Below are 22,361 nucleotides of genomic sequence, written 5' to 3'. Positions count from 1 at the left end.
AGTCTGGCGGTATGAGGCTTCAGTCAACACAGACAGGACCGGCAGAATCTGCTCGGTCCAAAAATTATAGATGCCCATCGTCGGTTTGCAAGAATTCGCGCAGAACGTATGGCAGCGAATCTTTGATGTTTGGATGCCGATATTGTGAGGACTCCGTGCGGCTTGTAACCTGATTCGTCGGTCAGTCGTATCCGATCCCTTAAGTCAGACCTATGAACGACGATGGTGGTAGCGCAAACCGATTGCGGTAAGAAGAGGGACCGCCGCCAGAAGAGGATTTCGCATTGGACTGCCAGCTAACAATATGATGATATCGTCGAAAACACGTACCGATTCCAATAGATGATGGCGCAACGGGTATAGCCGGTTCCCCAGCATTTCTACATGCCCCACAATCTCCCGAGTCCCCACTCACGCACCCACGCCCCCTTCCAGTTCCGCAAGGCGCTTGCGCAGCAAGCGATCCTCCCGAAAGCGGCTGGTTTCGTCGCGGATCACTGCGACGATACCGGTAAGCTCATTCTGCGGCGAATGCAGCAACGCAACCGTAAACGCAATCGACAGTGCCCGCCCGTCCTTGTGCGTGGCGGGAACGCGCAGTACGTCGTTGCCATAGCGGGTTTCGCCCGTTGCCATGGTCTTGTGATAGCCGTCCCAATGGCGGCCGCGCAAGCGTTCCGGAATGATCAGGTCCAGTGAGTTTCCCAGCGCTTCGCTTTGCGTAAAGCCGAACATGCGTTCGGCCGCGGGGTTCCACAATGTGATGCTGCCGCCGGCATCGGAAATGATAATCGCGTCGCCGATTGCATTGACGAGTTGCTGAAAGTCGATAGCTGTTTGCATAGCGCTCCCCCCAACGTAAAACCGCAGACCCTTGAATCGGATACGGCGCCACCAGGGACGCCGTATCTGCAGGCCCAACCATACAAAATGGGCCTGCCTTGCACCGTTAAACCGCTTTGACTTCGCGCAGGTTGAAGATGTCCTGCTTGCTGTAGCCAAGGCTCGCCAGTACTTCCTCCGTGTGTTCGCCGAGCAAGGGGGACGCGGTGACTTCCGGCTTCATATCCGAGAATTTGATCGGACTGCCGACCGTCAGATACGAGCCGCGTTTCTTGTGCGGTACTTCGACGATCGTGCCGCTCGCGCGCAACGACGGATCGTTGGCGAGTTCTTTCATCGTCAGCACCGGCGCGCACGGAATGTCGAACTTGCGCAAGATGTCGACCGCTTCGAATTTGGTCTTGTCGGCCAGCCAGGCTTCGATGGTTCCGAAGATCTCGAAGATATGCGGTTGACGTGCTTCGGCAGTCTTGTAGGCCGGATCATCGATCCATTCGGGTTTGCCGAGTGCCTTGCAGATCGGCTCCCACGCATGGCCCTGGATCGTAAAGTAAATGTACGCGTTCGGATCCGTTTCCCAGCCCTTGCACTTGAGCACCCAGCCCGGCTGACCACCGCCGCCTGCGTTGCCGCCACGCGGCACGACATCGCTGAATTCGCCGTGCGGATACTGCGGATATTCCTCGAGATAGCCCACGCGCTCCAGCCGCTGCTGGTCCCGCAACTTCACGCGGCACAGGTTCAGCACGCTATCCTGCATCGACACCGCGACCTTCTGGCCTTTACCGGTTTTGTCGCGCCCCAGCAGCGCGGTCAGAATGCCGATTGCCAGATGCATGCCGGTGTTGCTGTCGCCGAGTGCGGCGGCACTAATGGTCGGCGGACCGTCCCAGAAGCCGGTGGTGGATGCTGCACCACCTGCGCATTGCGCGACGTTTTCGTAGACCTTCAGGTCGTCGTAGTGATGGCCGTCGCTGAAGCCCTTCACAGAAGCGACGATCATCTTCGGATTGAGTTCGTTCAGGCGTTCCCACGAAAAGCCCATCCGGTCCAACGCGCCCGGCCCAAAATTTTCGACTAGCACGTCTGATTCGCGAATCAGTCTTTCGAGTACTTCCTTGCCTTCGGGCTTTTTCGTGTCCAACGTCAGCGACTTCTTGTTGCTGTTGAGCATCGTGAAGTACAGCGCGTCGGCATCGGGGATGTCACGCAGCTGATTGCGCGTCACGTCGCCCGAACCCGGTCGTTCAACCTTGATCACGTCGGCGCCGAACCAGGCGAGCAACTGGGTGCACGCCGGGCCAGCCTGAACATGGGTGAAGTCGATGATCTTGATGCCTTCAAGAGGTTTGGTCACTTTGGTATCTCCGTAGTTACTCTGGATCACTTTTTCATAGCCGCGCTTTGCGGATTCAGATTGGTCAGGCGGCCGCTTTCGGTGCCCGCCGCTTCATCAATGACGGCATTGATCAAGGTCGGCTTGCCCGATGCGATTGCTTCAAGCAGCGCCTGGGTCAGTTCTTCCGGCGTGGTCGCATGGTGGCCGACACCTCCGAATGCCTCGATCATCTTGTCGTAGCGCGCGCCCTTCACGAACACGGTCGGCGCGACGTCCTTGCCGCCCGTCGGGTTCACGTCGGTACCGCGATACACGCCGTTGTTGTTGAATACGATCGTGCAAACAGGCAAGTCATAACGGCAGATGGTTTCGAGTTCCATGCCGCTGAATCCGAACGCGCTGTCACCTTCGATCGCGACAACCGGTTTGCCACTCGTCACCGCCGCGCCGATCGCGAAGCCCATGCCGATGCCCATGATTCCCCACGTGCCCGAGTCGAAGCGTTTGCGCGGCTCGTACATGTCGATGATGCTGCGCGCGTAGTCCAGCGTATTCGCGCCCTCGTTGACGACGTTGATGTCCGGGCGCGTCTTCAGTACATCGCGGATCGCGCGCAGCGCACTGTGGAAATTCATCGGCGACGGGTTCTTGTCGAGCGTGGCGGCCATCTTTGCTAGGTTCTTGCTCTTGCGCTCGGCGATCGCGCCGGTCCATTCGTCGCTCGGCTTCGAAAATCCCGCCTCGAGGCCTGCTCGCAGTGCCGCCACGCACGAGCCGATATCGCCGATCACCGGTGCGGTAATCGCGACGTTGCTGTCGATCTCGGTCGGCGAAATATCAACCTGAACAAACTTCTTCGGCTCTGCGCCCCACGTTTTACCCTTGCCATGCGAGAGCAGCCAGTTCAAACGCGCGCCGATCAGCACGACGACATCCGCTTCCTGCAGCACGAACGAGCGCGCCGCCGACGCCGATTGCTCGTGCGTATCGGGCAACAGGCCCTTGGCCATCGACATCGGCAGATACGGAATGCCACTTTGCTCGACGAACGCGCGGATCTCCGCGTCAGCCTGCGCATACGCCGCCCCCTTGCCGAGCAGGATCAGTGGACGCTTCGCGCTCTTCAATACGTCGATTGCACGCTTGACCGATTCCGGCGCCGGCAACTGACGTGGCGCGGCGTCGACCACTTTGACCAGCGACTGCTGCGCCTTCACGGCATCCAGCGTTTGTGCGAGCAACTTGGCTGGCAAGTCCAGATACACGCCACCGGGGCGGCCCGACACCGCAGCACGAATCGCACGCGCCACACCGATGCCGATGTCTTCGGCATGCAGCACGCGATATGCGGCCTTCGCGTACGGCTTGGCCGCGTTCAACTGATCCATTTCTTCGTAATCGCCCTGCTGCAGATCGACGATTTCGCGCTCGCTCGATCCGCTGATCAGGATCATCGGGAAGCAGTTGGTGGTCGCGTTGGCGAGCGCCGTGAGGCCGTTGAGAAAGCCCGGTGCCGACACCGTCAGGCAGATGCCCGGCTTCTGCGTCATGAAGCCGCTAATGGCCGCTGCGTTACCCGCGTGCTGTTCGTGACGAAAGCCGATGAAACGCATCCCTTCCGCCTGCGCCAGCCGCGCCAGGTCGGTGATCGGGATACCGACAAGGCCGAAGATGGTGCTGATGTCGTTCAGTTTCAGCGCGTCGATGACGAGATGAAATCCATCGGTCGTCTCGGCTGTCTCCTGCTTCGGGGTCGCTTCTGTTGCGGGCCTATCGGCTTCTGCCATGATATGTCTCCTTGGTCACGGGGCTTTGTGGGATTCGTCGTGAGGGCGCGCTCACGTCGTGGTTTATTTAGGCGAACCGCCAGGCGATGGCTGCAGTCGTGCTTCGGCGATGACCACACCGGCCGTCGCGCCAGAGTTTTCAATCCAGCGCTTTCTCATGGGGGCAAGGATGAACTTCGCGGACACAGCCGCTGTGATCGAGATCACTGCCGCCGAAATGAACACCGTGCTCCAGCCGCCATTTGCCGACAGCACCGACGCGATCGGCACCAGCATCGACGCGGTACCTTTCGCGGTATAGAGCGTTCCCGCATTAGCCGCGGCGTATTTGCTGCCGAACGTATCCGCGCAGGTTGCCGGGAAGATCGAGAAGATCTCGCCCCAGCACAGGAACACGGCAGCGGCGAAGAACATGAATGCATAGGGGTTATGGCCGAACTGCATGAGTCCCAGCAGCGCGAGACCTTCGCCGAGAAAGATCATGAACATCGTGTTTTCGCGGCCAATGCGGTCCGACAGAAAACCGCACAACGGACGCGTGAAGCCGTTGCACAAGTTGTCGATCGACAGCGTCATCGTGAGCAGCGGCAGCGTGATGCCCAGCAGATTCACCGGCAGTTTGGCGAAGCCGTATTCCTTCGCGATGGGCCCAAGTTGCGCGGTCGCAATGATGCCGCCGGCAGCGACGAACACGAACATCAGGTACAGCACCCAGAAGAGCGGCGAGCGGATCATCTCGCCGGGCGTGTAGTCGATCTTGCTTGCGACCACGCGTTTGGTCGCGACCGCGGTTGCGGGCGGCTTCGGCCGTACCAGCATGGTGGCGAGCAGCAGAATGCAGACGCCCTGGAAAATGCCGAAGAACATGAACGTGTGCTCATAGCCTGAGCGCTGGATCATGTTCGCGATTGGGATTACGGTGACGGCCGCGCCGGCGCCGAAACCTGCCGCGGTCAAACCGGCTGCGAGACCGCGCTTGTCCGGAAACCATTTGAGTGCCGTGCCGACGCAGGTGCCGTAGACGCAACCCGCACCGATGCCGGCGATCACTGCCGCGACGTATAGCTCGGCGAGACTGCTCGCATGCGCGTCGATGATCCAGCCGAGCGCCGCACACAGCGATCCGCCGATCACAACCGGGCGCGGCCCGAACTTGTCGACGAGCCAACCCTCGACGGGCACAAGCCAGGTTTCGGTGACGATGAAGATTGTGAACGCGGTCTGGATTGCCGCCTGGCCCCAATGGTGGGCGTTGTCCATCGGTACAACGAACAGTGTCCACGCATATTGCAGATTCGCGACAAGCCCCATGCACACGACGCCGATCGCCAGTTGCATCCAGCGGTGATGCCAGAAGGCCGTGCGGCCTCCTCCGGGTACGTTGGAATGTCCCATGTCTTTCGTCTCCTGTATATTCCGTCGCGCTCGAACGGCGCGTTGGACCTACGTGATCGAATCGCTTCATGGCCGGTTTGCCTGTGGGCAATGAAGCGCCAATGGTCGGCCAGACGAAATTGCGCTAACGAAAACCCTTACCGTCGATCACAACGACAACTGGAAAGATGTTTGGCGTAGAGCGCGTCTGAGGGATGCTGCGCGAGAACAACAATAAGTGAAAGTTAAAACATTTTATGGTTTGTATTAGGCATACCTAATGGATGGCTTTGCGGCTGCTGGCTGTGGGCTTGTGAGAAAGGCAACGCGACTGTCCAGGCACCGAATTTGGTTGCTGCAGTACCGGGAGCCGACACATAAGCAATGAGTTATCGTTTATCCAAATAACTTTAATTATTGTTTATTGATGCGCCAGCCTATTCTTGGTCGTGCCTATTCCTCAAGGAGACGACCATGAACCCCTCCCAGTTCGATGTTCGCGAGCGCGCGCATGATGCGGAAGTCGAGGCGCAACTGTGCGCCTATAACAGCGCATTCGATGAACTCGGCCTGCGCTTCCGTTGGGACGCGAGCACGCTGGCGTCACTAGCCAGGATCGACGATGAGCAGGCGCAAATTGCTACGTACATCGAAGCGCACCATCCGCATTTGCTGAAAGCGTATAGCGCTGTATTTCTGAGCCAGGCCATTCTCGAGAAGAAAAAAGCTCGCTGTCCAGCGCGCCTACCGATGCACGTCGAAAGCGCACCGCCTCTGAATCACGTGACACGTCAGCCGCAGATGAACAGCCGGCACGCGCGCGTGTCGTACGAGGTCGAGCTGCCGGCGCTGGCTGGCGTTTAGAGGCGGTGCCGCTCCACGATGGAAGTATCTGAGCCCTGCGCCGCAGTAGAGCCACAACACAAGCGAGCCGGTTGAAATCGCCCCAAGGGCGATGAAGGGCGCGGGATAGCCAAAGTGACGCGCGAGCAAACCGCCAGGCGCCGGGCTCAACGCGGCGCCCGCCGCCTGCACTGTCATCACGACGCCTTTTCCGGCATTGACACGCCCGGAGCCGGCACTTGTGCAACCCCCATTCCACCCGCCGATGCAATTCCCGGCCAACCTTGCGCACGAGCCCACGTCAGCAGGTGTCGCGTTACTGGACAGCCGCTGTCCGCAAAGTCGACAGCAGGCGGTGCCCGAAAGCGCCGTGACGTTTACCCTGCCAGCCGGCGTGGCTCATCCTCCCCGCTTTGCGTGGCCGGTTTTTTGCTACTCTTGAAGTCCTCCCTTTCGCTACCGGCTTATGCCCGCAACCCGACGTCGTCTCTCGTTCGCCAGCCAACTTGTGGTTTTCTGGCTGCTGGTTGCGGTGATGTGCGCGCTCCTCATCGGCCTCGTCTGGTTCATGGCGCAAGGCAATCTGGAGCGGCAGATCGGCGTTGCGCGTCAACAGGCGCAGGCCGGTTGCGAGGCAGTCGCCTCCCGCTATGACTTTTCCTTAGACCGAAGCTCCGATGCGCAAGGCGCGCCGAACACAGACCTGATGCATGCGATTCTTGACGTGGTGCTCGCGCAGATGCCAGGCGTCGAAGGCGGCTTCTGGCGTCCGACGGACAGCGCGCGTGGCACGTTCGACGCCTACGCTTTTCCGACCTACGAGGGCAGCGGCATCAAGCGAGATATTCCGGAAGCCGAAACGCCGTTGATTCTGCGCACGCTGCGTGGGGTGACGGGCGGCCAGGCAGCGTCCGGGTTTGTCGAAGGACGGCAGGACGCTGTCATCGTTTCGGCCTGTCCCGTGCCGCATCGCGCCGGCCTGCTCGCGTGGACGCTCACACGCGTGCGGCCGCCGCTCGGCCCGTATGGCAAGACCCTCGTCACCGCGCTTGCTGTCCTGCTCGCTGTAATCATCGGAATTGCGATTGCGTTGGGCATACTGCTGCGCCGTTGGCGCGGCAATCTTGCCCGCGTCGAGAAGAGCCTGAGCGAGCCAGCGGATCTGCACGCGCCTTTCACTCCGATCGAGCCCACCGGCGAGCCGGACCTGGACAAGATCGTCGCCGCATTTAACGCTTACGGTACGCGCACCACGGCACTGCAGCATCGAACGGGCGACCTCGACAGGAGGCTTGCGAGCGCCGAACGGTTTGCCGCGCTCGGCCGGCTGGCGGCGCAAATCGCGCACGAGATCCGTAATCCGATCGGCGCGATGCGGCTCAAAGCAGAAAACGCGCTGGCCGGAGACGCGCAGCGCCAGCACCGCGCGCTTGCGTCGATCCTCGAACAGATTCAGCGCGTGGAAACGCAGCTGTCCGGTTTGCTTGCGCTCACGCAACCGGTCCGCATCGACGCGCAACCGGTCGTGCTGCGCGAATGGTTGGCTGAGCGTATCGAGCTGTATCTCGATGCCGCGACGCAGGCCGGCATCGCGCTCGTCCTTGACGAGAATAAGGACCTGCCGCACGAGGCGCGTTTCGACGCGGCGCAACTGGCACGCGCTATCGACAATCTGATTCTAAACGCACTGCGCCATACACCCGCTGGGGGCCACGTCATGTTGCGCGCGGCGCAGCATGCGGATACCTTGAGCATCGAAGTCGCCGACGACGGACCGGGCGTGCCACCCGCCGAGCGCGAGCGCATCTTTGAGCCATTCGTGACCGGCCACGCCGGCGGTTCGGGGCTGGGTCTCGCCGTGGTGCGGGAAATTGCCGTGGCGCATGGCGGCCGCGCCTTCTATGCCGTGCGTCCACGCGGCGCCTGTTTTGTGATCGAGCTGCCATGCCGCACATCCTGATCGTCGACGACGATGACGCGTTCCGCGAGAGTCTCGCCGAAACCCTTGGCGATCTGGGCCATACCGTCATCGAGGCAAGCGGAGGTCGCCAGGCACTCGAGTGTTTCGCGAGCGGCGTGCCTATCGACTGCGCATTCCTCGACTTCAGGATGACGGATATGAGCGGCATCGAGCTGCTCGAACAGTTGCGCGCCATGCCCGAGCGCAAGACCCTGCCGGTTGTCGTGCTGACCGCATTCGCCACCAGCGACAATACCATTCACGCGATGCGTCTCGGTGCATTCGAACACCTGACCAAACCGGTGGGACGTGACGCAATTGCAGAGCTGATGCGCAAGATTGCAGCATCGAATCAAAGCTCGTTCACCGCCACCCAGGTTGCGTCTGACGAGGCGTGGGGCGACGACACCGCGCCGCGCCTGCTAGGCAGCAGCGATGCATTACGCGACGCGCAAAAGCAGATCGGCCGTGCTGCCGCCACGGATTCGACTGTGCTGATCAGTGGCGAAACCGGCACAGGCAAGGAGGTGGCGGCGCGCGTCCTGCACGACGCGTCGGCGCGCCGCCTGCGTCCCTTCGTTGCGATAAATTGCGCGGCTATTCCCACTGAACTGCTCGAAAGCGAACTCTTCGGTCACGCGAAGGGGGCGTTCACGGGAGCGCAAGTGCAACGCGTCGGCCGCTTCGTCGAGGCGAACGGCGGCACGCTGTTTCTCGACGAGATTGGGGATCTGCCCTTGCCGATGCAAGCGAAACTGCTGCGGGTAATTCAGGAGCGCGAGTTGACGCCGCTCGGAAGCAACCTCAGCACGCCGATCGACGTACGGATCGTTGCGGCGACGCATCGCGACCTCGGTGCCGAAGTCGCCGCGGGGCGATTCCGCGAGGATCTGTTCTACCGGCTCAACGTGATCCCGATTCATCTGCCGCCGTTGCGCGAACGCCCCGACGATATCCTCGCGCTCGCCGCGCATTTTCTGGCGCTCGCCGCGCAGCGCTCCGGAATCTCGCGCACGCTCGGTGCGAGCGCCGAGCGACGTCTGCTCGCGCATACGTGGCCGGGCAACGTGCGCGAGCTGAAAAATGCGATGGAGCGTGTCGCCGCACTCGCGCGTGGCCCGCTTGCCACCGACGACGACCTCGCGTTTCTAACCGCACCGCAGATCGAAGCCAGCGATCTGCCCGGCGCGCTGCTCGATTTGCCGCTGCCTGAAGCCATTGAACGCCTGGAGCGAGCCTCAATCGAACGCGCGTTGCGACTCGCGGCCGGCAATCGCGCTGAAGCCGCGCGGCGTCTCGGCATTAGCCGCCAGTCGCTCTATACGAAGATGGCTGCGTACAAACTGGGCTGAAATTGCTGGGCAATGCGTCACCGATGTCCGGTTCATGTCGCCCAGAAAGCGACGCTCGTTCCGGTATTCACCAGAACGTTCGAACGGCCGTTTTTCCCGTAACGTGCCGCCGGTCGCCACCCGCCAGCGACCGGGCACGAGCCATCAATCAGATGTGGCTAACGCACACGGGACGGACCATACTTCAAGCGTTGTGCCTTCCTCTCACTGCCCGACAGGAGAAGTGCCGCCATGAAGCTATTTACCATTGCTATCCTGGCGGTCGTGCTCGCCGGGTGCGCCACGAACCAAGGCATGTCAACCAATGCTGCGGCGGGGCATACGGAAAGCTGCAAGGTCACATCGGATCAAGAAATTGCGGCGTTGTTCGATCGATGGAATCAGTCGCTGCAAACCGGTGATCCACACGCCGTGGTCGCCAACTATGCGGAGCGGTCCATTCTTCTCCCCACGGTATCCAACAAGCCGCGCTTAACGGTGGCGGAGAAAGAGGACTATTTCCGCCATTTTCTACAGGATCGTCCATCCGGAAAGATTGACTTTCGCTACATTGAGCTGGGGTGCAATTCCGCTGTGGATGCCGGGCTTTACACATTCACCTTCGCAAGAACCGGAGTGGTTGTTCAGGCCCGTTACACTTACACCTATCACTGGGATGGAGCGCAATGGCTAATCACAAGTCATCACTCATCGGTCATGCCGGAGAAGCAGTAACGGGGTAAACCTGTTACCGTCCCCGCTCCCCGCGGTCCCGATCAATACATCAGCCGCCTGTAACCCGGTCCCAGCCGTGCCGCACGGCAGCCTTGAATCGTTCCCACCCGCTTTCCGGGTAGCGCGACTCCCAGTCCTCGCGAGCGTTCGCTTCCACCCCTTGCCAGTCATGTCCGCGATACCGCTCATCTTTTCCAAGCGTGGCTCCGTGTGCGTAGGCCCGCTGATATTCGTCGTATGACGCACCCGTACTCGCGTAATGGGCGTCGTATTCTTCCCGCAGTTCATCGACATAAGGCGTGTCGTCCATCGGAATGCCGGCGACGGGATCGCCCAGGAGGTCCGTCCCCGCTGTCTCCTCCGTCTTTATCCCGCTCGTGCTGTCCTCGGGCGAGTACGCTGCACGCGGAGATTTGACGCCCGCGAACGCATCCTCGGGCGGGCGGGCGAGCCCGACGTCGGGTACACCCGTCATCTGCTGGCCGCTTTGCACGGACGCAGTCGATCCGAGCCCCTCCGTACGAGTCGTTACCTGCTGCATCCCGCCAACCATCCTCCCCCCCGCCGAAGAATAATCGGCAGCGCTCTGCGTTATGGGCCGCCCGGGCGAAGGCTCCTCGCTCGTTCCTGCGGAACCATTTCGCCATACCTTGGCACGCTCTTCGATGTCGGCTGCGCCGGTGCGACGCATCAAATCGCGAGCCAGGTCTACTTGCATTTCGGAAACGTCGGCGCTGACGATCGCTCCACCGCGGCGGATCAATTCTCTGTAATCCTCAGTTTCCGGCGGATATTGGCCGCTTTTGAACAGCCGCGCAAACAATTGTTCGAGTTGATCGAACACTGCGTTGTGATGGCGCAGATCGCCGCTGCCTGGTGCATAAACACGCGGGCCACTTTCGACCGGTGCGTCATCTGACTTGGCATAGATGGCAATATCGGCCTGAGCTACGCCAGCCTCGCCCAATGTCCGTTGTGCCGAGCGCGCGTCAGCGTAGCTATCGAACACGCCTAAAACAGTCTGTCTCATGATTTGCTCCTCCGCAATCGTGGTGCGACAGTCTCGCCGCCGTGTCGTAGTGGGCGCAACACGCGTGCCCGGGGGCGGCAGGAAGTCGCCGGCTTTCGCTCACCTCGAGCGGTCGTCCCGCGCGCACAGGACGGTTGCCTGTCTTTCATCCTTTCCTTGGCCGGTAGCAGTTACAGGACCGGCAGGCCAGCGCTAATCCAACGCGACCTTTCGGGCGCTCGCAAACCTACGCCTGTCTCAATGCTGCGAAGTATTGGCGGGTGCATCGTCGGCGGCTGTCGTAGATTGACCCGAACCTAAACGTGTGAACAATGTCCTGCGCGACAACTGACCTTACGAATTCAGCGGGTGGTTCAGCAATGCCATTCGTCTGACATTAACCCCGTGGCCATTTGCGCGCGCTGTGGGTATGACGTGCTGTGGACCGCTCAAAAGCCGCTGGAGAATCGCCATGAAATCTCTACAACGCAGGCCGGCTTTTTCTTCCACCTTTTGGCGTCACCTATTGGAGATTTGCGTCGGATTGCTAATCGCCTCGGGCATTGGATCGTGCGGCGGCGGTTCGGGTAGCAGCCCGAGCGCCACCGGTTCGGGCAGCGCCGGCAGTACCTCCGGAACCACTTCTGCGCCTGGTACGCCGGGCACGACTACACCCGGGGGCACAACTACTGGCTCGACACCGACAACTGCGCAAACCTACCCGACCGACGTTCTCATGCACCACAACGACCTCGCGCGAACCGGTCAGATGCTTGCGGAAACAACGCTCACGCTAGCCAACGTCAACTCGACGACGTTCGGCAAGTTGCGCTTCCTGCCGGCGGACGGCAAAGTCGACGCGCAGCCTCTATTCGTAACGAATCTTATGATCGGCACGGCCGCGCACAATGTTGTCTATGTTGTGACAGAGCACGACAGCGTCTACGCTTACGACGCCGATAGCGGTAACGCGCTGTGGCAGATCTCGCTGGCCGCTGCGGGTGAAACCTCGAGTCCTGATCCGGGCTGCACGGATATCACACCGGAAATTGGTATCACTTCGACGCCGGTCATCGACCGCTCACGCGGCCCGAATGGCGCGCTATATGCCGTGGCCATGAGCACGGACGCCAGCGGGAACGTCCATCACCGCCTTCACGCGATCGATCTTGCAACAGGTGCGGAACTGTTTGGTGGCCCGACCGAAATCGCCGCAACGTATCCGGGAAGCGGCGCAGAAGGTGCGAATGGCGTCCTTACCTTCACGCCCTCCCTGCACACCGTGCGCGCTGCACTGACGTTGGTCAACGGCACCATCTACATGGGCTGGACCGCCCACTGCATGTCCGGGAACTACAACGGTTGGCTCATGGCGTACAGCGAGGATACGTTGCAGCAAACGGGTGCGCTGCCCGTTACCCCGAACGGCAGCCAGGGATCGGTCTGGATGGCGGGCTCGGGCATGGCATCGGATGGGACGTCCGTCTATTTGATCGACGGCAACGGCACCTTCAACCCGACGCTCAATGCACAGGGATTTCCAGTCGATGGCGATCTCGGTGATGCATTTATCAAGCTCTCTGCCACCCCTGCACTGGTCGCAACCGATTACTTTGCCATGTACGACGTCGTGGCCCAGGCCGCTGCGGATAACGACTTCGGCTCGGGTGGGGCGATGCTGCTGCCCGATCAAACCGCCTCGGACGGAACCGTCAAGCATCTGGCTGTCGGAGCAGGCAAGGATACCCATATCTACGTGGTGGATCGCGACAACATGGGCAAGTTCAATTCAACGACCAACAACATCTGGCAGGAGATCACCGGTGTGTTGACCGGCGGCATCTGGGGTTCGCCGGCGTATTTCAACAATGTGGTTTATTACGGAGGACAGACCGATGCGCTTAAGGCGCTGCCCGTTACCAACGCGTTGCTTGCCACCACGCCGTCGTCGCAAAGCCCGACAACGTTCGCTTATCCCGGCGCCACGCCGGCCATTTCCGCGAACGGTACGAGTAACGGTATTGTGTGGGCGGCGGAAAACGGCACAGTCGGCGCGTTGCACGCCTACGATGCCACCAATCTCGCGCACGAGTTGTACAACAGCAATCAGGCCGGCACGCGGGATCAGTTCGGTCCGGGCAACAAGTTCATCACACCGATGATCGCGGATGGGAAAGTTTATGTAGGTGCGACGAACGGCGTTGCGGTCTACGGCTTGCTAAATTGATGACGGGAGACGAGGCGTGCGCGGGCGTCACGCCAAGTGATCTCTGTTCGTGAGAACTCATAGTCCGATCGAAATACTATTTAGACCGCTCACCCAGCGTTAGCCTCAGCAAGCCGGATCATCCGAATCTATTGAATCAATCATTTTCGACCGGCCGCGTCCCCCAAAACAACACTGCTTCAATGGCGAAAAATACAACAACCGGCACAATCGCCCCCACCGTCCCTGCGATGTCACGTCCAAACCGGCTCGCGACATAAAGCAGCACGATCATGCTGACCGCCATGCCCGGCGCACCGAGCCCGCGAAGCGCCGCGCTGCGATGATAGCCGACCCAGAACGCGGCCCGCCCGGCGATCCAGACCACGGTTGTCGCTACGATCGCGCGCATCGCCGAGCCGTCGGGAGAGTAGGCGGCCAGACCGAAAAGCGACGCCGCAAACACGATGATCTGCTCTACCGTGTTCTGCAGGTATCGTTGGTTGACGCGCAACCTGCGTGTCTCGAAGCCCGCCAGCGGATCGAACGCGGGTGAGGTCAACCGCTCATGCGCCACTGCTTCGACACCCGTCACCAGGCAGAACAGCACGGCAACACACCAGCATTTAAGTGTCAGCAGCATCCGGGCGTCGAGACTATCCATGCCCGGCAAGGGCGACATCAGATAGTCGATACCAAACCAGAGCACCGAGGCAAGAAGCGAGGCGGCCGCGATGCCAGCGATGCCTACTGTGCGCTGCTGGCGAAAGTTGGACGGGCCATGGGCCGGATCGGTCATAGATTTTCCCCCTGGTATTTCGAACGGCGGCGTCGGTGGCTATCACAGCCCAGTCGAGAGGAACGGTAACACGTTGAATGTCGGGTTTCGGCAAACCCGAAAGACCCTTTCGGATCGCATGCGACCGATAGCATGTCGGCAGGGACCGCCCGACAGTCGCAGAGATAGCCACACACAACCGTCGACAAGCCCACCCCGATCGCCGACAATTTAATGCACCATCATTCCGCCGACGTCCTCGACAACATTGACCTCTCCAACTCTACCTACGTCATTTGAAACAGACCGCCTCGTGATCAGGTGTCCTCGGTCTGGTGATGGTCCCGACTTGTTTGACGCGGTCGTCGACGCGCTGACGGAACTGAGGCGCTTTCCAGCGTCGTTGCCATGGGCGCTCGAAACACCATCAATCGAGACCTCCGAGTCGTTTTGCCTTGCGAGCTCCGCAAATTTTCAGGCCGGAAAAGACTTTCCGTTTTTGTTTATCGACAGGACGTCGCGCATGGTTGTGGGCAGCGGCGGTCTTCACCGGCCAAGATGGACTGTTCCAGCTTTTGAACTTGGCTTCTGGGGAAGGTCATCGCATGTGGGACGCGGGCTGTTCAGTGAAGCCGCCAACGGCCTGGCAAATTATGCTTTTGCCAATTTCGGCGCAAAGCGAGTTGAAGCGATCTGCGACGACTTGAATGAAAGAAGCATTCGAGTTTGTGAACGCATCGGCATGCAACTGGAAGGCGTGTTGCGGCAGGAACGGCGCGCTCCGGACGGCAGTTTGCGAAACACGCGCATCTATTCGAAGCTAGCTTGAGTTTGCGCTTGGGTCAGGCAGGTGCCGGCAACAGGTGGTCGTTCGCTGGGTCGGCGGTTCACCGATTTGCCTGCTGGACTTCGGGCGCCAGCCACCGATTTATCGCGCCAATCCGGCCAGGCGTAGCCAGGTCACAAGTGCAACAGGGTCACGCCGGTCATCAGCAAAACCGATCACGCCATCTGGACGCACCGCGAAGATCGCTCCTGTGCCGGGTTCCCAGATCGTGCTTGCGTGGTTGAGCGAATCCACGAGCGTCGGCACGCCGCCGTCCTCAGGCATCGAAGCGCGGGGCGACAACACACGGACCGCGTGAACAGCGTCGGCGGCAACAGCGAGGCCTGCGTCAAGCACCGCCCCCCACCCTTCGCCAAACGTCAGCACCGTGGCCCGAGGTCCGCGGAAGACATCGAACAGCCGCAATGACCTACCCTCACGATCGACCAAACCCGGTGCATCTGGCGCACGATCCCCAGCGTGCAGGCTGCCGGGTGCCGAGCGTAGTTCGTGCGAAAGCGTCGACTCCCGATAGCTGATGCCGAGTTGGGACGTGTCCTCCGATGGAGCGACAAGGCCCTGCGTGTTCGAAGACAGCGTCGTGGCGGCCAGCCGCGTCGAAAGTTCGAGTACATGTCGCGCTACCGGCAACCGCTCGGCCTCGTAACTGTCGAGCAACGCACTGTCGGCGCCCCGCTGCACCGCCGCCAGCTTCCAGCCGAGGTTGAAGGCGTCCTGTATCCCGGTGTTCATGCCTTGCCCGCCCGCAGGTGTATGCACATGCGCTGCGTCGCCGGCTACCAGAATGCGCCCGGCGCGATACCGCTCAACCATGCGCACGTTCGCGCGCCACAGCGAAGTCCAGTCGGGCCTCGACAGGCGGATGTCGCTGCGGCCCGTGTAACGCCCGACCAGTTGCTGGAAGTTCTCCAGGGTGGGGGAATCGGGCGACTTCGGACCGATTGCGATCTGCAACTGGAATGCGTCGGTGCCGGCCAGCGGCGCCATCGCAAGAAAACCTCCGCCTTCAGGACGCCACACGTGCCAGTGTGCGCGGTCTATCCCTTCGACATGCAGGTCGCCGACCAGCATGCGCATGTCCTCATGCGTCTCGCCGAGAAAACCCAACTTGGCGATGTGCCGCACGGTGCTGCGCCCGCCGTCGCAACCCACCAGCCAGGCCACGTCGACTTCGTCAGTGCCTCCGGCGTGCTGGAGTCTCGCGCGCACGACGTCGTTGGCCACTTCAGCGTCGATGAGAGCCGTTCCGAATTCGACGCGGCCGCCGAGCGCTTCGAGGCGGCCGCGTAGCGCGGCTTCGGTGCGCCACTGAGGGATCAGGACGGATGACGGCCAAGGCACATCGGGCCGTTGGGCAGGCACGGGACGCGGCACATCGCGAAAACCGCCATCGGCCATGTACTGTCGATAGGGCAAGCCGACAAGACCCGAACTCACAATCTCATCGGCGATGCCCAGCCGGTCGAACACTTCAAGCGTGCGCGGTTGTACACCTTTGGCGCGTGAGCCGGCGAAAGGACCTTCGGCAGAATCGATGATCCGGAACGGCATTCCTCGCACGGCAAGCTCACAGGCGAGGGTCAAGCCGGTTGGACCCGCCCCGACAATCATGACAGTGGACATCGATGCGGTCTCCGTTAAAGGTAAGAAAGCCCAACTAAAATGGAACTAGCAATACGCTACCTAAGACTTGGCTATCAGCCTTTTACGAGTGACCGTTTCGAGAACGCTCACGAATTCCGACGCTGCAGGAGATATATCCGCACCGGTGAGAATGCGCAACTCAAGCGCCGGCAATCGCGGTAGCGCAGAATCGAGCCGTCGTATTCCATCAGGAATGCCATGCATCGTCCGGACAGTCACGCCGAGGCCAAAGCGGACTGCGGCCCACAAGCCGGACAGGCTTGGCGTAGTAAGAGACAGACGCCAGCGGACCGCGGCCGCATCCAGTGCCTGAAGCGCGGCCTGCCGGAACAGACACGGGTGATTGAAAAGCACGAGCGGAAGACCGTCCTGATACCCGCGCACTACCTCCGCGGCATCCTCCCGGCCGAACCAGAACATCGGCATGGATGCCAGCAGGTCACCCGCCCTCGAGCGCCCCGCTTCCGAAAACGCGAGCGCAATATCGAGCCGTCCTGCCCTGACCTCTTCCTCCAAGGCATAGTTGCGCCCTGCGCGGACCTCGACGTGCACGTTGGGCTGCAATTTCGAAAAGTGGGCGATCGCATCGGGCATGACGTCCTCGAAGAAATCCTGTGGCAGCCCCAGCCGGATAGCCGGCGCCGCAACCGTCGCACCCAACGTCGCGCCTGCTTCGTCATGCATGTCAACGATCCGCCGCGCATACGCGAGCAGTGTTTCACCCGCCTCGGTAGGCACAAGTCCGCGGCCGTTGCGCTGGAACAGGATGTGGCCCGCCTGCTCCTCAAGGCGTTTCAACTGCATGCTGACGGCTGATTGCGACCGCCCGAGCTGAACAGCCGCACGCGCGAAGCTGCCCAGTTCGGTACCGACGACCATGGTACGCAGCGCTTCGATATCGAAATGTGGCCTCATCTATCTGAATCCTTGAAGTGTTACTTCATATATATCCGTTAGACGAAATGGTAGCTGTTGATCAGAATCATGGGCAACTAAAAAGGGAGCAGGCCATGAATACATTGAAGGCAATTGGCTTCATCGGCATCGGCACCATGGGCGAGCCGATGGCAAACAATCTTCTGCGCGCCGGCATCGCGCTGATGGTGTGGAACCGGTCGGCGCAACGATGTGAACCTCTGTCGCGAGCTGGCGCGACGGTAGCGCAGAACGTCGCCGACGTGTTCGCGAGGTGCGACACGATCATCCTGATGCTGGCCGACGGTGCGGCCATCGATGCCGTACTCGGCCGAGGCACGCCCGAATTTGTTGCGCGTGTCGCAGGACGCAGGCTGGTCGCCATGGGAACGGTGTCGCCGGGGTTTTCGGAGGCTTTGGCGGCCGACATCCGAGCAGCCGGTGGTCACTATGTGGAGGCGCCGGTCTCGGGTTCACGCAAGCCGGCCGAAGCGGGACAGCTTGTCGCCATGCTCGCGGGGGATGACGAGGACGTCGCTACGGTACGCCCGTTGATGGCTGCGATGTGCCGGGAATGTTTCGAGTGCGGCCCGGTGCCGTCAGCCCTGCGCATGAAGCTCGCGGTGAACGTCTTTCTGATTACGATGGTCACCGGCCTGACCGAAGCTGCGCATTTTGCCGAGCGCCATGGTCTCGATATGGAGCGTTTCGCTGCCATCCTCAGTGCCGGTCCGATGGCGAGCGATGTATCGCGCATCAAGGCCGCCAAGCTGGTACAGCGCGACTTCGCTCGCCAAGCCGGCATTTCCGACGTGCTGAAAAACAGTCGGCTGATCGTCGAGGCGGCCCGCGAGGCGGCCGTCGCAGCACCGCTCATGGAAACATGCTTCTCACTCTATGGCGAAACCGAAGCCTTGGGCTTTGGCGAGGAAGACATGGCGGCCGTTGTCCGGGCATTCGAAGCGCGTACGGCAGGTGGTTCGCTATGAAATTCTTTTGTTTTCGCTTTAAGCGTGGACCCGCTCTGAGGCACGCGGCATCGCACAATGGCCGGGTACGAGCGGGGGTGTGCACGGTATAGTCAGTTTCTCTCCCGATCTCCCTCCTGATCGCGCGCCAGTAAGGCGATCGCCCATTCCGCCAAGTCGCCTCGTATCGGTAATAATTTCGGTTACCTGATTATGTTGTCATGCACAAAGATAGCTCCTTTTTATGAATTTTCATTGCGTCTCCTTCGCACTCTTTATGAAATCCAATTCAGCCGGTCTTGTTGATATTTTGTAAATAGATGATATAAACAAAGCCACGCATCGGTCTGCATCGACAACGCTCATTTAAAGCGGGCGAAATTATGCAAAGGAACGTGTGGAGTCTCGGCTTTGGCGGGATGGCAATCCTTACCGGCGCGATGCCGGTGGGCGCTGATGCCGCCTGTTCGGCGACAGCGCCGGTCAGTAATACCACCGTTACCTGCTCTGGCACAGGCATCTCATCCGTCGTTGCCGCGACGGGAAGCACCAACGTCACCATCAACATCGATTCAACGGCGACCGGCAGTTTCTCATTGCCGGGAACGCCAACGCCATTCGCGGTTGACTCCTCCAGCGGGATCACCAACAACGGCACGCTCTCCCTGTCAGGCAACGGCACGGGTGTCGCGAACCGCGGTGCGGTACTGATCGGCATGAACAACGGCAATACGATCACCAACGGCACGACAGGCGTGATCTCCACGACGGGTGCCTACAACGACGGTCTCGCAGCGAACGGCAACAACAACGCGCTGATCAACAACGGCAAGATCACAACGACAGGAAACAACTCGTATGGCATGACAGCCGCGTGGGGGCAAAGCAACGCAGGCGCTTCGGGCAACACCCTCACCAACACAGGGACAGTCTCCACGACGGGCAGCAACGCGCGCGCCGCGTCGCTGCTAGGCGGCAGCGGCACGATTAACAACAGCGGCACGCTGACCTCGAGCGGCAAGGACAGCCCGGCTGTCTACATGCAGGGCAACAACGACACGCTGATCAACAGCGGCAAGATCCAGACCACGGGTACCGCGACGAGCAGCGGAAGCGTCGACGCGGTCGTGTCGAACACCCTCGGTACATCGTTCACAGCGACGATCACGAACCAGACGGGTGGACAGATCATCAGCAATAACGGCATTGGCGTACGCTCGACCAACGGCAATACGACGATCACGAACGCCGGGCTGATCCAGGGAGGCGGCGGCACTGCGATCAAGGGCGGCAACGGCAATGTCACCCTGAACCTGCAGACCGGCTCGCAGATCATCGGCACCGCCGATGGGGGCGGCGGTACGAACGTCGTCAACCTGCAAGGCTCAGGCACCGCGTCGAACGCATTCGTCAACTTCCAGAGCCTGACGATGGCAGGCGACGCGTGGACCTGGGCGGGTACCGGCACGTTTTCGAACGCCCTCGTGCAGAGCGGCACGCTGAACCTGACAGGCACGCTCGGCACGACGACGGCATCGGTTATCGCGACCGTCAACAGCGGCGCGACCCTGCAGGCCAATGCGTCGAACCTGCCACTCTCCGTGACGGATAATGGCCTTGTGCGCTTTCAGCAGGACAGCGTGGGCACCTACACGGGACTGATCGGCGGCGCGGGCGCAGTGGAGAAGACAGGCGCGGGCACGCTGAGCTTGTCCCCGGCTGCGTCGAGCGGCAACACCTATTCGGGCGGCGCGACCATCACGCAAGGCACCTTGTCCGTCGCGGCAGACAATGCGCTTGGCGCGTCATCCGGCGGCTTGACGTTCAACGGCGGCACGCTTCAGCTCGACAGCGCGTTTAATCTCGCGTCGAGCCGTGCTCTCTCGATCACCTCGAACAATGGCACGATCGACACGCAGGGCTACGACTCGACGATCACGCAGAACATCACGGGCGCTGGCTCGCTGACGAAGCTCGGCTCCGGCGCGTTGACGCTTAACAGTGCGAACAGTTATGCCGGCGGAACGAATGTGGATGCGGGCACGCTTATCGTCGGCGACGGAACGAGCTCATCGGCGGCGCTGTCCGGCGGCGGCCCGGTCACGGTCGCGTCGGGCGCAACGCTTGGCGGCTACGGCAGCGTGACGGGCAACGTGACGAATAGCGGCACGATTTCCGTGGCGAATGCACTCACCAATCTTTTGAGCGGTTCAACCGGCAACTTCCAGATCAACGGCAATCTGACGAATGCGGGTCTCGTGCAACTCGGTGGCAGCGGCATCGGCAATACGTTGACGGTCGCGGGCAACTATGTCGGTCAGAACGCAACGATCGCGCTAAACACCTATCTGGCCGGAGATGGCGCAGCGTCGGACAAGCTCGTGATCAACGGCGGCGCGGCAAGCGGCACGAGCACGCTGAGGGTGACGAATGTCGGCGGCCCTGGTGCGCTGACTCCCACAGATGGAATCCAGGTCGTGCAGGCGGCCAATGGCGCGACGACGGCCGCGAGCGCCTTCACGCTGTCCGGTGGATCGGTCAGTGCGGGCGCCTACACGTATTACCTCGCGAAAGGCGGTACGTCGACGGGGACGAGCGACAGTTGGTATCTGCGCAACACGGTGCCGCCGAAACCGCAGCCGCTGGCATCGCAACCGGGTCAGCCGAGTCAGCCCGGTCAGCCGGCTCCAACGCCCCCATCGCCCATCGTCGCGGAGGGCACGCCGCTCTCCATCGCGCAGGCCGTCGCCTCTGCGGCCCCAGGCGCCGCAGAGGTGCCGGTCTACCGGCAGGAAGTGCCGCTGTACACAGAAGCGCCGGCCGTCGCCCGCCAACTCGGGCTGGAGCAGATCGATACGTTCCACGATCGCCAGGGCGAACAGGGGCTGCTGACCGGGAACGGCCAGGCGCCTGCATCGTGGGCGCGTGTCTGGGGCGGCTACAGCGACCTGCAGCAGAAAGGCGACGTGGCGCCGTCCTTCGACGGCACGGTATGGGGGATGCAGATCGGGCAGGAGCTATATGCGGACAACAGCCCCAGCGGCCACAGCAATCACTATGGATTCTTCCTCGGCTTTTCGCGCGCGGTAGGCGACGTGAACGGCTTTGCACTGGGTCAACAGGATCTGGGCGTCGGTACGCTTCAGGTGAATGCGTACAATCTCGGCGGCTACTGGACGCACGTGGGTCCGGGCGGCTGGTACACGGACGCAGTGATGATGGGTAGCGCCCTGACCGTGCGCACACTTTCGAACGACGGCGTGAGCGGTTCGACGGACGGCAACGCGTTCACGGGCTCGGTCGAGGCGGGGCTGCCGATCGCGTTGGGCTACGGGCTGACGCTGGAGCCGCAGGCGCAACTGGTGTGGCAATGGCTGTCGCTTGACCGGTTCAACGACGGAGTCTCCGACGTGACGTGGAATAACGGCAACACGTTTCTCGCCCGGGTTGGCGCACGGCTGCAATGGGCATTCGATGCGAACGGAATCGCCTGGAAGCCTTACCTGCGTGTGAGCGTGCTGCGCTCATTCGGCGCAGACGACGAGACGACTTTTAGCGGCACGACGACACTGGGCACCCAGGTCGGCCAGACCGCCGGTCAGATCGGCGCGGGGCTCGTCGCGCAACTGACGAAGCATGGCAGCGTGTATGCGACGGCCAGCTATCTCACGAATCTCGGTGGCCAACATCAGCGCACGATTACCGGCAATGCCGGCGCTCGCTGGACCTGGTAGCACGCCATCCCTGGTCTTTAAAAGCGATCACGCCCCGACCGGCAGCGA

At 61.4% G+C, this 22,361-nt stretch carries 17 protein-coding genes and 1 pseudogene; 8 read left to right on the top strand and 10 right to left on the bottom strand.

The window, feature by feature from the left end; all coding sequences use genetic code 11:
* Window positions 1-411 precede the first annotated feature (411 nt).
* From P3T17_RS10375 to oxlT, 4 genes are all read right to left on the bottom strand, one after another.
* Entirely contained in the window at window positions 412-843 is a 432-nt protein-coding gene (locus P3T17_RS10375) for a PAS domain-containing protein (protein ID WP_429406429.1), read from the bottom strand.
* Between the two features lie 106 nt (window positions 844-949).
* Window positions 950-2,200 carry a formyl-CoA transferase gene (frc, locus tag P3T17_RS10370; RefSeq protein ID WP_074267272.1) on the bottom strand — a complete coding sequence of 417 codons (1,251 nt, stop codon included), beginning with the start codon at window positions 2,198-2,200 and terminating at the stop codon, window positions 950-952.
* 26 nt (window positions 2,201-2,226) lie between these two features.
* Entirely contained in the window at window positions 2,227-3,969 is a 1,743-nt protein-coding gene (oxc, locus tag P3T17_RS10365; RefSeq protein WP_429406427.1) for an oxalyl-CoA decarboxylase, read from the bottom strand.
* Window positions 3,970-4,032: 63 nt separating this feature from the next.
* Window positions 4,033-5,364, bottom strand: a complete 1,332-nt coding sequence (gene oxlT, locus P3T17_RS10360) for an oxalate/formate MFS antiporter (protein ID WP_429406425.1) — start codon at window positions 5,362-5,364, stop codon at window positions 4,033-4,035.
* A 453-nt stretch (window positions 5,365-5,817) separates the two neighbouring features.
* On the opposite strand from oxlT, the gene P3T17_RS10355 reads away from it, so the two are divergent.
* Window positions 5,818-6,207 carry a hypothetical protein gene (locus P3T17_RS10355; protein ID WP_429406423.1) on the top strand — a complete coding sequence of 130 codons (390 nt, stop codon included), beginning with the start codon at window positions 5,818-5,820 and terminating at the stop codon, window positions 6,205-6,207.
* Between the two features lie 27 nt (window positions 6,208-6,234).
* Here the strand turns inward: P3T17_RS10355 and P3T17_RS10350 are convergent.
* Window positions 6,235-6,420, bottom strand: a pseudogene (locus P3T17_RS10350) (MFS transporter); the annotation flags it as partial.
* Window positions 6,421-6,652: 232 nt separating this feature from the next.
* On the opposite strand from P3T17_RS10350, the gene P3T17_RS10345 reads away from it, so the two are divergent.
* The 3 genes from P3T17_RS10345 to P3T17_RS10335 all read left to right on the top strand — a co-directional run bounded on the left by P3T17_RS10345 (window position 6,653) and on the right by P3T17_RS10335 (window position 10,212).
* Complete coding sequence (locus P3T17_RS10345; protein WP_429406421.1) at window positions 6,653-8,146, top strand: sensor histidine kinase; 1,494 nt, start codon at window positions 6,653-6,655, stop codon at window positions 8,144-8,146.
* Window positions 8,131-9,498, top strand: coding sequence for a sigma-54-dependent transcriptional regulator (locus tag P3T17_RS10340; RefSeq protein ID WP_429406419.1), 1,368 nt, complete (start codon window positions 8,131-8,133; stop codon window positions 9,496-9,498). Before P3T17_RS10345 ends, P3T17_RS10340 begins: the two co-directional genes overlap by 16 nt.
* Window positions 9,499-9,729: 231 nt before the next feature.
* Window positions 9,730-10,212 carry an SgcJ/EcaC family oxidoreductase gene (locus P3T17_RS10335; protein WP_429406417.1) on the top strand — a complete coding sequence of 161 codons (483 nt, stop codon included), beginning with the start codon at window positions 9,730-9,732 and terminating at the stop codon, window positions 10,210-10,212.
* A 49-nt stretch (window positions 10,213-10,261) separates the two neighbouring features.
* Here the strand turns inward: P3T17_RS10335 and P3T17_RS10330 are convergent, their stop codons facing one another.
* Entirely contained in the window at window positions 10,262-11,242 is a 981-nt protein-coding gene (locus P3T17_RS10330; protein WP_429406416.1) for a hypothetical protein, read from the bottom strand.
* Between the two features lie 451 nt (window positions 11,243-11,693).
* Between P3T17_RS10330 and P3T17_RS10325 the strand changes: the two genes are divergently transcribed.
* A complete protein-coding gene (locus P3T17_RS10325; RefSeq protein ID WP_429406414.1) occupies window positions 11,694-13,448 on the top strand; it encodes a pyrrolo-quinoline quinone in 1,755 nt (584 codons plus the stop codon).
* A 136-nt stretch (window positions 13,449-13,584) separates the two neighbouring features.
* Here the strand turns inward: P3T17_RS10325 and P3T17_RS10320 are convergent, their stop codons facing one another.
* Entirely contained in the window at window positions 13,585-14,226 is a 642-nt protein-coding gene (locus tag P3T17_RS10320) for an MAPEG family protein (RefSeq protein ID WP_429406412.1), read from the bottom strand.
* A gap of 292 nt (window positions 14,227-14,518) precedes the next feature.
* On the opposite strand from P3T17_RS10320, the gene P3T17_RS10315 reads away from it, so the two are divergent.
* A complete protein-coding gene (locus tag P3T17_RS10315) occupies window positions 14,519-15,034 on the top strand; it encodes a GNAT family N-acetyltransferase (RefSeq protein WP_429406410.1) in 516 nt (171 codons plus the stop codon).
* Window positions 15,035-15,133: 99 nt separating this feature from the next.
* On the opposite strand, the gene P3T17_RS10310 is transcribed toward P3T17_RS10315, so the two are convergent.
* Both P3T17_RS10310 and P3T17_RS10305 read right to left on the bottom strand, forming a co-directional pair.
* Window positions 15,134-16,675 carry an FAD-dependent monooxygenase gene (locus tag P3T17_RS10310; protein WP_429406408.1) on the bottom strand — a complete coding sequence of 514 codons (1,542 nt, stop codon included), beginning with the start codon at window positions 16,673-16,675 and terminating at the stop codon, window positions 15,134-15,136.
* 60 nt (window positions 16,676-16,735) lie between these two features.
* The gene (locus tag P3T17_RS10305; RefSeq protein ID WP_429406406.1) at window positions 16,736-17,611 is read right to left on the bottom strand and encodes a LysR family transcriptional regulator; all 876 of its coding nucleotides are present in this window, start codon (window positions 17,609-17,611) and stop codon (window positions 16,736-16,738) included.
* Window positions 17,612-17,628: 17 nt separating this feature from the next.
* Between P3T17_RS10305 and P3T17_RS10300 the strand changes: the two genes are divergently transcribed.
* The gene (locus P3T17_RS10300; protein WP_429406404.1) at window positions 17,629-18,600 is read left to right on the top strand and encodes an NAD(P)-dependent oxidoreductase; all 972 of its coding nucleotides are present in this window, start codon (window positions 17,629-17,631) and stop codon (window positions 18,598-18,600) included.
* Window positions 18,601-18,868: 268 nt separating this feature from the next.
* On the opposite strand, the gene P3T17_RS10295 is transcribed toward P3T17_RS10300, so the two are convergent.
* Window positions 18,869-19,345: a hypothetical protein gene (locus P3T17_RS10295; protein WP_429406402.1), complete on the bottom strand. Its 477-nt coding sequence runs from the start codon at window positions 19,343-19,345 to the stop codon at window positions 18,869-18,871.
* On the opposite strand from P3T17_RS10295, the gene P3T17_RS10290 reads away from it, so the two are divergent.
* Complete coding sequence (locus P3T17_RS10290) at window positions 19,296-22,313, top strand: autotransporter outer membrane beta-barrel domain-containing protein (protein WP_429406400.1); 3,018 nt, start codon at window positions 19,296-19,298, stop codon at window positions 22,311-22,313. The two genes, P3T17_RS10295 and P3T17_RS10290, sit on opposite strands and share 50 nt — an antisense overlap.
* The last annotated feature ends 48 nt before the right edge of the window (window positions 22,314-22,361 follow it).

It is taken from the genome of Paraburkholderia sp. GAS82, assembly GCF_050436285.1.
In the GTDB taxonomy this organism is placed as follows: Bacteria; Pseudomonadota; Gammaproteobacteria; order Burkholderiales; family Burkholderiaceae; genus Paraburkholderia; species Paraburkholderia phenazinium_B.
The sequence above is the reverse complement of the archived record's forward strand: the minus strand, read 5'-3'. Positions and strand labels throughout refer to the sequence as shown.

Excerpts from the sequence above, each read along its gene's own strand:
- P3T17_RS10375 (WP_429406429.1), bottom strand. The coding sequence starts at position 843 with ATGCAAACAGCTATCGACTTTCAGCAACTCGTCAATGCAATCGGCGAC.
- oxc (WP_429406427.1), bottom strand. The coding sequence starts at position 3,969 with ATGGCAGAAGCCGATAGGCCCGCAACAGAAGCGACCCCGAAGCAGGAG.
- oxlT (WP_429406425.1), bottom strand. The coding sequence starts at position 5,364 with ATGGGACATTCCAACGTACCCGGAGGAGGCCGCACGGCCTTCTGGCAT.
- P3T17_RS10355 (WP_429406423.1), top strand. The coding sequence starts at position 5,818 with ATGAACCCCTCCCAGTTCGATGTTCGCGAGCGCGCGCATGATGCGGAA.
- P3T17_RS10345 (WP_429406421.1), top strand. The coding sequence starts at position 6,653 with ATGCCCGCAACCCGACGTCGTCTCTCGTTCGCCAGCCAACTTGTGGTT.
- P3T17_RS10340 (WP_429406419.1), top strand. The coding sequence starts at position 8,131 with ATGCCGCACATCCTGATCGTCGACGACGATGACGCGTTCCGCGAGAGT.
- P3T17_RS10335 (WP_429406417.1), top strand. The coding sequence starts at position 9,730 with ATGAAGCTATTTACCATTGCTATCCTGGCGGTCGTGCTCGCCGGGTGC.
- P3T17_RS10330 (WP_429406416.1), bottom strand. The coding sequence starts at position 11,242 with ATGAGACAGACTGTTTTAGGCGTGTTCGATAGCTACGCTGACGCGCGC.
- P3T17_RS10325 (WP_429406414.1), top strand. The coding sequence starts at position 11,694 with ATGAAATCTCTACAACGCAGGCCGGCTTTTTCTTCCACCTTTTGGCGT.
- P3T17_RS10320 (WP_429406412.1), bottom strand. The coding sequence starts at position 14,226 with ATGACCGATCCGGCCCATGGCCCGTCCAACTTTCGCCAGCAGCGCACA.
- P3T17_RS10310 (WP_429406408.1), bottom strand. The coding sequence starts at position 16,675 with ATGTCCACTGTCATGATTGTCGGGGCGGGTCCAACCGGCTTGACCCTC.
- P3T17_RS10305 (WP_429406406.1), bottom strand. The coding sequence starts at position 17,611 with ATGAGGCCACATTTCGATATCGAAGCGCTGCGTACCATGGTCGTCGGT.
- P3T17_RS10290 (WP_429406400.1), top strand. The coding sequence starts at position 19,296 with ATGAACAACGGCAATACGATCACCAACGGCACGACAGGCGTGATCTCC.